Below are 10,673 nucleotides of genomic sequence, written 5' to 3'. Positions count from 1 at the left end.
GGTTCGGTAGTTCAGTTGGTTAGAATGCCGCCCTGTCACGGCGGAGGTCGCGGGTTCGAGTCCCGTCCGGACCGCTCTTGTGAGCCCAGAGAAACAGCGAGTTGCTCCGTTAAAGTTAGAAGGTTCGGTAGTTCAGTTGGTTAGAATGCCGCCCTGTCACGGCGGAGGTCGCGGGTTCGAGTCCCGTCCGGACCGCTCTTCTAGAAAAAGCCCCTGCATCTGATGATGCAGGGGCTTTTTTACGTTTCGGCTAGTTCATACTGCATTTATTAAGGTAGGCGTTGGGTGTATCGTTTAGCCCAACGCCTTTCCCTACTCTATCCGAAACCAATCCACATCTAAACTGCCGGCGTCGTTGGTCTGGCCGGTGCGGAGGGCAAACAGGCCCATTTTGGCTCCAATCCAGCGGCCTTCCCGCGCCTGAAACTCAGTGCCTACCGGCTGAAACGTGGTGCCATCGGTGCTGTAGCTGAACTGGCACTTAGCGCCAGAGCGTACAGCTACGCGTAGGTACACGGGCTGACCAGTGGGCAGCGTAGCCACGGGCGCCGCTGTGGTTTCGGGCGTTAGCTTATCGGCATTGCGGCAAACGGTCTGACCGACGCGGAGCTGGCCGTTTTCGTTGGTCAGCGACAGATAGGCGTAGTCGAGCCCCATCATCACCAGCCCTACCTTCTCCCCTTCCAAGCGCGGCGTGAAGGTGACTTTGGTGGTCGTAGTAAAGGTTTCGGCGGGTAGCTTTTGCAGCAGCAGATTCGGCACCTGCCAGAAGTTCTTGAAATCGACCGGCACCGGCACCGTATAGAGGCGCAGCTGGCTTTGTGCGGGCATCGGGAAAGCCCAACCATCCTGCGGGTTGGCGTGCCACTGCCACTGCAAGCCCAGCTCGGATGCGTCGAACTCATCGGAGGTAGCAGGCGTAGCTAGCGGCTGCGCTTTGCCATTGATAGCCGGCTTTTTGTGCGTCAAAACGGGCTGGCCGGTGCCGTCGCCATCGGGGTCGTCGCCGATGATGGGCCAGTCGTTTTGCCAGCGCATGGGCTGCAAGTGCACCACCCGGCCGTAGGCGCCCTGGTCCTGAAAGTGCAGAAACCAGTTCTGCCCGGTGTTGGTATCGACCCAAGCGCCCTGGTGCGGGCCGTTGATGGTCGTGTTGCCCTGGGTCAGCACAATGCGGTCTTCGTACGGACCAAACACATTTTTAGAGCGCATCACCACTTGCCAACCCGGCGTGACGCCCCCACCCGGCGCAAAAATGTAGTAGTAGCCGTTGCGCTTATAGAACTTGGGACCTTCCAGGGTAGGATGCTTGGTGTGGCCGTCGAACACCAATACCTCATCACCAAGCAGTTGCAGGCCGTCGGCCGACATCTCGCTTACAGCCAGCACACTCTTAAAGCCTGCCCGCGAGCCGGCGAAGGCGTGCACGAGGTAGGCGCGGCCGTTGTCGTCCCAAAGGGGGCAAGGGTCAATCCAGCCTTTGGCTTCTTTCACCAGAATAGGCGGCTCCCAGGGGCCGGCCGGGTGCTGGGCGCGGGTCACGAAGATACCCAGGTCGGGGTCGGGGTAGTATATGTAGTAGAGGCCCTTGTGGTAGCGAATGGCCGGTGCCCACACGCCCCCGCCGTGTTGGGGCTTCTGGAAAAGCTCAGCGGGCTGTTGCTCACCGAACACCGCGCTGACCAACGTCCAATTTACCAGATCTTTGGAATGCAAAATCTGTAAGCCAGGCACGCTGTTGAAGCTCGACGATACGAGGTAATAGTCCTCCCCTACCCGGATAGCGTCGGGGTCGGAGTAGTCGGCGTAGAGCACCGGGTTTTTGTAGCTGCCATTACCTAGGTCGGGCACCCATACCTTGGAGAGCGTACTGGTTTGCGCCAAGGAGAGCGAGGGTAGGAAAAGGAGCAGAAAGAACAGGTTGCGCATCAACAAGTTGTACTTATTATATAGTAAGAACGTCATGCTTCAATAGGCTCAGCATGACGTTCAACGCGTAGGACAAAATCAACTACTTCTGTCGCAGCAGCCATTCCGCCAGGTTTTTACCAGCGTCGAAATTCTGATACACGGCTGGAATCTTGCGTCCATCCACGTACTCGTTGTACAGCCATGGGTCGCCCACGGCGAAGACGGTACCCTTCCCTACCTTGGCCGTAGCGATGATAACGTTACGGCCCTGCGTTACGCTGGCCTTGGCTGGCCCCGACAATCCCAACGGCGCTAACTCTTTGATGTAAGCCGCGCGGGCATTTTTGAAGATAGCATTGCCGGCCGGTATATCCACGCGGCCCTGCTCAAACTGGCTGCCCTTCACCATGTTGATATTTTGGGGTAGGAACTGGATGCCGAAGTTTTTCGCCAGCTCGTTGAAGTGCGGAATCTCACAGTTCGACGTGTCGTTGGCCATCAGCACGAGCGTGCCGCCGGCTTTCACCCAGTTCGTTATGATCTTGCTATCAGCAGGTTGCACGAAGTTAGGCTGGGGCGTTTCCTTTTTGGTATCGGGGTCAACGATGATGTATACGTCCATGCCTTGGAGGGCGGCGGGGGTAGGCGCCGTGGATACCGATACGGTGCGGGCGCCCAGCTCGCGGAACTGATTGCCCCACAGCCAGAAGCCGCCGTGCGTGCGGTCTTCCCAGGTGTAGTGCCACTGTTCCTGTTGCCCTTTCAGCGGGTTCTGGCGCAGTTCATGGTTGTAGTAGTAGTCCAGCCCCACAGTTTTGCCCTGGCCCACGCTGTTTTCGCGGGCAATTTCCATTTCCACGCTCGCCAGAATGAATGGCCCTACCCCCTTCAGGTCATTTTTGCGCAGGGGTTCGGAGAGGTAGTACTCGTAGCTGCCGTCGCGGTAGGGGTTGCCGCCGAGGCCGCCTACGCTCACGGTGCCATTGAACGCCAGCGCGTTGTTTTCCGTCGAAACGAAGGTTTTCAGCAGGCCGTCGTAGCCTTTTTGGGCGGTTTGCAGGTATTTCTTATCGAGGTAGCCCATGCGCACGCCCTTAGCCAGCGCATACACAAACATGCTGCTACCCGAGGCCTCGGCATAGTTGCCCTTACGGCTGGCCTGGTCTACTACCAGCGACCAGGTACCGGTATTGGCATCCTGATACTTGGCCAGCACCGGCGCCAGACGCTGCACATCCTTGATAAGCTGGGCACGTTGCGGGTGGTCTTTGGGAAAGTAATCGAGCACATCGACCAGCGCCATGGCGTACCAGCCCATGCCCCGGTCCCAGAAATTGGGCGACTGGCCAGTTTGCTTGTTAGCCCACTTTTGCTCCCGGCTTTCGTCGTAGCCGTGGTAGAGTAACCCGGTTTTAGAATCCACTAAGTTCTTCTCAATCAGCGCAAACTGCTTGGCTACGTCGTCAAACCCCTCGGGCTGGTTGAACGCCTGGCTGTACTCGGCGTAGAACGGCTCGGCCATGTACAGGCCGTCGAGCCACATCTGGTTGGGGTAGACTTTCTTGTGCCAGAAGCCACCGGCCTTGGTACGCGGCTGCCCTTCAATTTGCTGGTGCAGCAGCTGAGCGGCCTTCTGGTATTTATCAGTTTTCTTGGGTAGGGAAACCTGGCTCAGCAGCAGCAGGGCATGACCGGTAGCTAGGTTGTCGAGGTTGTAGTCGGTGGGTTTGTAGGTGCGGATGCTGCCGTCGGGCTGCACAAACTGGTCGAGGTCTTTCTGAATGTATGTGAAGTACTTGCCGTCGCCGGAGCGCTGCCAGACGCGTTCTAATGCTTTCAGCATCAGGCCCTGCTCGTAGTCCCAGCGGGCCGTTTTGCGGTTGCCAATCACAATGGAATCGGGATGCCAGGAGATAAACGCATCGGCCATGCGCTGCGACATGGGCGGCGCGGAGGTAGGCATTTGGGCAACGCTTGCGACCGAGGTCAGTAGCAGGCCAGAAAGAAGCAAACGGGAAAAGAGCATACAGGAAAATGGTAAGTCAAACGTCAATGCAGGTTGGCATTGCCGCTGAGTGTATTAAATAGCCCGTCATTCCGAGCTTATCGAAGAATCTTACGTGGTAGTAATTTCTGCTCTGTATCAGCACGCAGATTCCTCACGTCCTTCGGAATGACAGCCAAACAACCTCAGCAACGACGCCCACCACCCTAGTTGCGACTACAGTCGCAACATCCCCTCCGCAGCTGAGAAAGGGAGTTTCGTTCTAACGACTATCGTTTTGATACCGTGATGACTTTCTTCGACACTTTTTGGCCCAGCTCCACGTCTTTCTTGGCAGCTTTGGTATCGGTGTTGGTGAGGCGTATGCCCTTGGTCCGGTCGCCGCTGAGGCGCACCAGCAGGTCGGCGCTGTTGGCGTATTGCAAGTTGTCTACCAACACGTTGCGGCTATTCTGGATTTCCATTACGGGCTTGGTATCCTTGCTCAGCAAAGCCACGTTTTTCAGCGTAACGCCTTCGGCCTCCTGGCACACCATGCCTTTTTCGCTTTCCAGCACCGTGTTCTGAATCAGGATGTTCTTGATGCTCATTTCGGGTAGGCCCCGAATCAGAATACCGGTTTCGGCGCCCTTGCACACCACGTTGTTGATGGTGAAGTCGCGGAACTGCGGGGTGCCCTCGTTCAGCGGTTCAGCCTTGATTTCGGGTAGGGCTTCGGCTTCGCCGTTGGCGGGCACCGGGTCCTTGGCCGCGTAGTACATATCAAACAGGATGGCCTGCCCGGCAATGTCGGTCATGGCCACGCCGTCGACGTAGATTTTCTCCACTACGCCGCCCCTACCCCGCGTGGTCTTGAAGCGCAGGCCTACATCGGTGCCGATGAAGGAGCAGTTGTAGACAAACAGGTTGCGCGCCCCGCCCGACATCTCCGAGCCAATCACGAAGCCGCCGTGGGCGTGGTAAACTTTGCAATTGCGAAACACGAAGTTCTCGGTGGGCACACCGCGCTTGCGGCCCTGCTCGTTTTTGCCCGATTTGATGCAGATACCATCGTCGCCCACGTCGAAAGTGCAGTCCTCTACCAGCCCATTCCGGCAGGATTCCAGGTCCAGGGCATCCGTATTCTGGCCGTACCAGGGGTTTTTGGCCGTCACGCGGCGGATGGTCACGTCCTCGCACAAGAGCGGGTGGATGGTCCAGGCCGGCGAGTTTTGGATGGTGAAATCTTCCAGCAACACCTGTTTGCAGCGTTGCAGGCTGAGCATATTGGCCCGCAGAAAGTCTTTAATATCCGCAAAATCGGCCGTTGTCGTTTTGCCCGGCTTGATGACGCCTGGCTCCGGCATGGTAGAGGCTTTCAGGGCCTGTTCCGAGGGGTACCAGTAGTCCTTTTTCTCATTCAGGGCGCCACCCGAGGCCACCAGCTTTTTCCACTGTCCGGCCGTCAGCTTGTCTTTTTTCACGGGGCGCCACGCGTCGCCGTTGCCGTCGAACACGCCGGGGCCGGTGATGGCCACGTTGGTGAGGTCCATGCCCGAAATGGGCGACTGGTTGCGCACGGCGTCTACCCCTTCCCAGTTGGTTTTGATGAGTGGGTACTGGCTCTTATCGGTCGTGAACTGCACCAGCGCACCTTTGGCTAAGTGCAGGTTCACGTTGTCTTTCAACTCGATAGGTCCCGTTAGCCACAGGCCGGCCGGTACCAACACTACCCCTTTCTTCTGGCTGGCGGCGGCTATAGCCTGCTGAAATGCCTTGGTGTTCAGCGTCTGGCCATCTGCCTTGCCGCCGTAGTTGAGCAGGCTCACTGTATCGGCCGAGAACTGAGTAGACTTCACGGTGAAGGTAGGGCGGACCTGCCCGGTGGCGGGCGCCGCTCCGGCCAGCACAGCAGCTACGGAGAGTAGAAAGGGGAATTGATACGTCATTATCTGGGAATTTAGTGTGCGAAAGAAGGCGAAAAAACTAGGTGGTTTCCATGCCGAGCAGCTCATCTACCAGCGAGTAGGACCCGGTGAAAAGAGGCGTGCGCTGATGAAAGTGCGTGGGCATCAGGTCCATCACCCGGCCCAGGCCGGGGCCAGCTTCTGCCCTACCCCCCGCTTGCTCAATCACGAAAGCCAGCGGAAACGACTCGTAGAGCAGGCGCAGCTTGCCATCGGGGTTTTTCTGGGTGGGCGGGTAGAGGTAGATGCCCCCTACCAGCAGGTTGCGGTGATAGTCGGCCACCAAGGAGCCCACGTAGCGGCCACTGCACCGGCGCTCCTTGCAGCGCGAGAGGTAGTCGCGCACGTACTCAGGGTAGTCGTGCCAGTTGCCCTCGTTGCAGGAGAAGATACTCCCGGTTTCCGGAATGAGCATGCGCGGATGCGAGAGGAAAAACTCACCCAAAGAGCTTTCGTAGGTGAAGCCCGCCACGCCGTGCCCGGTGGTGTACACCAGCATGGTGCTGGAGCCATACAGAATATAGCCCGCCGCCACCTGTCGGCGCCCGCCCTGCAAGAAATCGGCCTCCGTGGCCGGCGCACCGTAGGGCGACACGCGGCGGTAGATGCTGAAAATAGTGCCGATGCTCACGTTCACATCAATGTTGGACGAGCCGTCCAGCGGGTCGATGGCTACCACGTACTTGCCCTGCACGTTGCCGGTATGCACAATCTCGTCTTCCTCCTCCGACAGCACCGCGCAGGCTTGACCGCCGTTGGTAAGCGCTCGAATGAAGCGAATATTCGCTACCACGTCTAGCTTTTGCTGCTGCTCGCCCTGCACGTTCTGCTGTCCAAAGGCACCCGCTACTTCCGCCAGCCCCGCCCGATTAATCTCCCGGCTCACGATTTTCCCGGCCAGGGCAATATCGCGCAGCAGTTGCGACAACTCGCCGGTGGCATACGGAAACTCGCTCTGGGTGCGCATAATGTAGCGCTCCAGGGTGGTGCCCACGGGCTGGGCAATGGTGTCTTCTAGCGGACGATGACTCATGATAAGTAGATTAGAAATGTTGACTAGCGGCAGCGGTTACTTCGGCTGCTTCTGCGACTGCCACAGGACCACTTGCCAGCCTTTCTTGGGATCTTTGATCTGTACCACCACGTACTTAAGGTGGGCCAGATTAGGGTTGGCGTCGGCCGTGGGGGGTAAGGTAATGGTGATGGTACCGTTCACCACGGCCGCTTGCCCATTGTTGTAGGCGCGCACGTTCAGGGCTTCCACGTCGATTTTCTCGTACTGACTTTTGCCGTCGCGAATGCTCTGGATGTAGTCCGATTTGCCGTTTTGCTTGCCGCTAGCGTGGGTGTAGATGAGGTCTTCGGCGAAGACTTTTTCTAGGAAGGCATAGTCCTTTTTCACCTGGGCCTCAAAGCGCTGGCGCTCCAAGCGCTCTACTTCCTGCGCGGCGGCTTTGTCTTTGGCAGTGGGGGTTTGGGCAAAGGCCACCCCTACCCCACCTAGCAGGAGGAGCAAAAAAATCGTTATTATTTTCATGGTTATGTGGTTACAGCTTTTGATATAGTTGGCTCACCCAGGTTCACCGGCTCCATGCGCGGCACAAACAGGTGCATCACCACCCAGGCCAGCAGGTAGGCCGAGCCGCAAATCAGGAAGATGATGTTGTAGCCGCCGTTGATGTTGCCGGCCGCTTTGTAGGTGTCGAGCAGATAGCCGATGAGCAGCGGAAACAGGATGCCGCCCACCGAGCCGGCCATGCTGCCGATGCCCACAATAGAGCTGACAGCCTTTTTGGGGAACATATCCGAGGCCACGGTGAAGATGTTGGCGCTCCAAGCTTGGTGCGCGGCGGCGGCCAGGCTAATCAGGGCCACGGCTGGCCAGATACTGGTGGCGTAGCGGGCCAGCATGATGGGCACTACCAGCAGGGCAAAGACCAGCATGGCAGTTTTGCGAGCCTTATACACGCTCCAGCCCCGCTTGATGAGGTAGGAAGAAAAGTACCCGCCACCGATGCTGCCTACCGTCGTCAGAGTATACACAACCACTAAGGGTAGGCTAGGCTTTTTCAGGTCCAGATCGAAGGTAGTGGCGAAGTAGGATGGCAGCCAAAACAGGAAAAACCACCAAATGGGGTCCGTGAGCATCTTGCCGAATACGAAGGCCCAGGTCTGGCGTACGCTCAGCAGCCGACCCCACGAAATGGTTTTGCCATGGTCGCCCTCGGCGGCTTCCGGCTCGTTGTCGCTGTGGATGTAGGCGTATTCCTCGGCCGACAGCTTGGGCTGCTTGGACGGAATCTGGTAGGATATCCACCAGAAAATTAGCCATATAAAGCCAATGCCACCGGTAATCAGAAAGGCTTCTTCCCAGCCGTAGCTCCCCAGAATCCAGGGCACCATGATGGGCGCTACTACGGCCCCAATGTTGGCGCCGGAGTTGAAAACGCCCGTAGCCAGCGCGCGCTCCTTCTTCGGGAACCACTCGGCTACGGTTTTAATGGCGGCCGGAAAGTTACCGGCTTCACCCAGACCCAGCGCGGCGCGGGCTACCCCAAACCCCAGTGTGCTGGAGGCAAAGGCGTGGGCAATGGCCGCTCCGCTCCAGGCAATAATAGAAATGATGTACCCTTTCTTGGTGCCGATGAAGTCGATGATGCGCCCAAAGGCTAGCAGCCCAATAGCATAGGCCGCCGAAAAAGCCATGACGATGTAGCTGTAGCTGCTCTCCGTCCAGTTGAACTGGGTTTCGAGGGTAGGCTTCAACAGGCCAATTACCTGACGGTCGAGGTAGTTGATGCTAGTGGCGAAGAACAGCAGCGCCACAACGGTCCAGCGGTAGGTTCCGAGTTTTTTCTCCATGAGTCTACTGCTGAGCGCGTTGCTGAATAAATTGAACCAGACCGGCCACCTTAGCCGTCAGGGCCTCGGCCCCCGCATCGCCCTTAAAGAGCTGGGAGCCAATACCCACAGCTTGCACGCCCGCGCCCAGCCACTCGCCAATACTTTCCTCGGTGGGCTCTACCCCGCCGGTCACCATCAGGGGCACATCGGGCAGAGGGCCGCGCACGGCCTTGATGTAGCTGGGGCCCACGGTGTTACCGGGAAACACCTTCACCACATCGGCACCCAGCTGGTGGGCACGGTAGATTTCGTTCAAGGTCATGGCACCGGGCAGCCAGGCCACGTCGGCGTGTTTGCACGCGTGCGCCACCGACTCAGTGGTGACGGGCTGCACCACGAAATCGGCGCCGGCCTGAATGAAGCGCTGGGCTTCCTCCCCCTCATAAATCGTCCCGATGCCCAATAACATTTCCGGGCAGTTGGTCTGCACAAACGATTGCAACTGTGTAAATACATCGAAGGCCTGCGCGCCCCGATTGGTAAACTCAAAGACCCGGATACCGCCGTTGTAGCAGGCTTGCACAATCTGCTGGGCGTGCGCTACATCGGGGTGATAAAAGACTGGAACCAGCGGGTGCGCCAGTAACTGTTTTAATGCATCTGCACGTGAAAATCGAGCCATAAGCGAGGTAGGGTAGAAATGAAAAAAGAGCGAATACAGCGCCTATCTGGTTCTAAGCGCTAAGTGGAAAGAGCGGTAAGTAGCTATGCGCTACTCGGCATCACCCTGCAAATCAGTTTTATACCTAATTAGTAAGAACCTTACCGGAGTAGTCGCCCCGTCACGTTGCCTTGCATAATGTGCTCCACCTCCGCGGCCGTCACCAGATTGATGTCGCCAACGATGGTGTGCTTGAGGGCCGAGGCCGCCGTAGCAAAGCCTAGCGCCCGCGCCGGGTCCTGGTCGAAGTGCAGCCAGCCGTAGATGAAGCCCGAGATGAACGAGTCGCCGCCGCCGATACGGTCTATCACGGGTACGATATCATAGGGTGTAGTTTCGTGGTAGGCGCCCTGGTCGTAGAGTAGGCCGCGGATGCGCTCGTGGGAGGCGCTCTGCGTTTCGCGGCGGGTAGCAATTACCTGTTTGATCTGCGGGAAACGCTGTTGCAGCTGCTCGCACATGCTCACGAAGCGGTCTTCCCTACCTTCCTCGGGCCGGATGCCGAACAAGTCCTCGGCGTCGCCTTCGGTGCACACTACCACGTCGCAGCCGGCTACCAGCTCGGGCATCACGTCCTGCGCCTTCTGGCCGTACTGCCACAGGTTGCGGCGGTAGTTCACGTCGGCCGACACAGTGATGCCCAGGCGGCGAGCGACCTGAATGGCCTCGCGGGTAGCCTGAGCCGCGCTGGCCGAAATAGCGGGCGTAATGCCCGTCCAGTGCAGCCACTGGGCGTCTTTCAGGATTTCATCCCAGTTGAACCACGCGGGGTCAAGGTTCGCAAAGGCCGAATCGGCGCGGTCGTACACGATTTTGCTACCGCGCAACGAGGCTCCTACCTCCAGGAAGTACAGCCCCAACCGCTGCCCGCGAAACACGCAGGAGTGCATATCTACGCCCAGGCGCTGGAAGTGCTGGGCGGCAGCGCGGCCCAGGTCGTTGTCGGGAAAGCAGCCGGCGTGAGCGGCGGGCTGGCCCAGTTGGGCCAGCGCGGCGGCCACGTTGGCATCGCCCCCGCCGTAGGTAACGTCCAGGCTAGCGGCCTGCGTGAGGCGGAGGTTGAGCGGCGGCGACAACCGCATCATGATTTCGCCGAAGGTTACGACTTGTTTCAAAAGAGATGGATTGAATGCGTGTTGTTGGTTACTAGTAACTTGAGTTGGTGAACATCTGTCATCCTGAGCTTGCGAAGGACCTTATGCCCGCAGAATGGGTCGTTGGTAAGATGGACGTGCTGACGTGAGAA

The 10,673-nt window shown here is 58.3% G+C and carries 8 protein-coding genes and 2 tRNA genes; 2 read left to right on the top strand and 8 right to left on the bottom strand.

Annotated elements, in window-relative coordinates:
* Positions 1-74, top strand: a tRNA-Asp gene (locus tag KYK14_RS20390).
* Positions 75-121: 47 nt separating this feature from the next.
* Positions 122-195 (top strand) — tRNA-Asp (locus KYK14_RS20385).
* 117 nt (positions 196-312) lie between these two features.
* Here the strand turns inward: KYK14_RS20385 and KYK14_RS20380 are convergent.
* The 8 genes from KYK14_RS20380 to KYK14_RS20345 all read right to left on the bottom strand — a co-directional run bounded on the left by KYK14_RS20380 (position 313) and on the right by KYK14_RS20345 (position 10,542).
* Positions 313-1,965: a glycoside hydrolase family 43 protein gene (locus KYK14_RS20380; RefSeq protein ID WP_246601957.1), complete on the bottom strand. Its 1,653-nt coding sequence runs from the start codon at positions 1,963-1,965 to the stop codon at positions 313-315.
* Positions 1,966-2,011: 46 nt separating this feature from the next.
* Entirely contained in the window at positions 2,012-3,937 is a 1,926-nt protein-coding gene (locus tag KYK14_RS20375) for a glycoside hydrolase family 88 protein (RefSeq protein WP_219161544.1), read from the bottom strand.
* A gap of 248 nt (positions 3,938-4,185) precedes the next feature.
* Complete coding sequence (locus tag KYK14_RS20370; RefSeq protein WP_219161542.1) at positions 4,186-5,844, bottom strand: glycoside hydrolase family 28 protein; 1,659 nt, start codon at positions 5,842-5,844, stop codon at positions 4,186-4,188.
* A 37-nt stretch (positions 5,845-5,881) separates the two neighbouring features.
* Entirely contained in the window at positions 5,882-6,895 is a 1,014-nt protein-coding gene (gene fbp / locus KYK14_RS20365; protein WP_219161540.1) for a class 1 fructose-bisphosphatase, read from the bottom strand.
* A gap of 36 nt (positions 6,896-6,931) precedes the next feature.
* Entirely contained in the window at positions 6,932-7,399 is a 468-nt protein-coding gene (locus KYK14_RS20360; protein ID WP_219161538.1) for a nuclear transport factor 2 family protein, read from the bottom strand.
* A gap of 2 nt (positions 7,400-7,401) precedes the next feature.
* Entirely contained in the window at positions 7,402-8,724 is a 1,323-nt protein-coding gene (locus KYK14_RS20355; protein WP_185283865.1) for an MFS transporter, read from the bottom strand.
* 4 nt (positions 8,725-8,728) lie between these two features.
* Positions 8,729-9,388, bottom strand: a complete 660-nt coding sequence (locus tag KYK14_RS20350) for a beta/alpha barrel domain-containing protein (RefSeq protein ID WP_185283866.1) — start codon at positions 9,386-9,388, stop codon at positions 8,729-8,731.
* A gap of 140 nt (positions 9,389-9,528) precedes the next feature.
* Positions 9,529-10,542, bottom strand: coding sequence for a sugar kinase (locus KYK14_RS20345; RefSeq protein ID WP_219161536.1), 1,014 nt, complete (start codon positions 10,540-10,542; stop codon positions 9,529-9,531).
* Between the last annotated feature and the right edge of the window lie 131 nt (positions 10,543-10,673).

Origin of the sequence: Hymenobacter profundi (genome assembly GCF_019334315.1) — a bacterium.
Lineage (GTDB): Bacteria > Bacteroidota > Bacteroidia > Cytophagales > Hymenobacteraceae > Hymenobacter > Hymenobacter profundi.
This window is presented reverse-complemented; position numbering and strand designations above follow the sequence as displayed.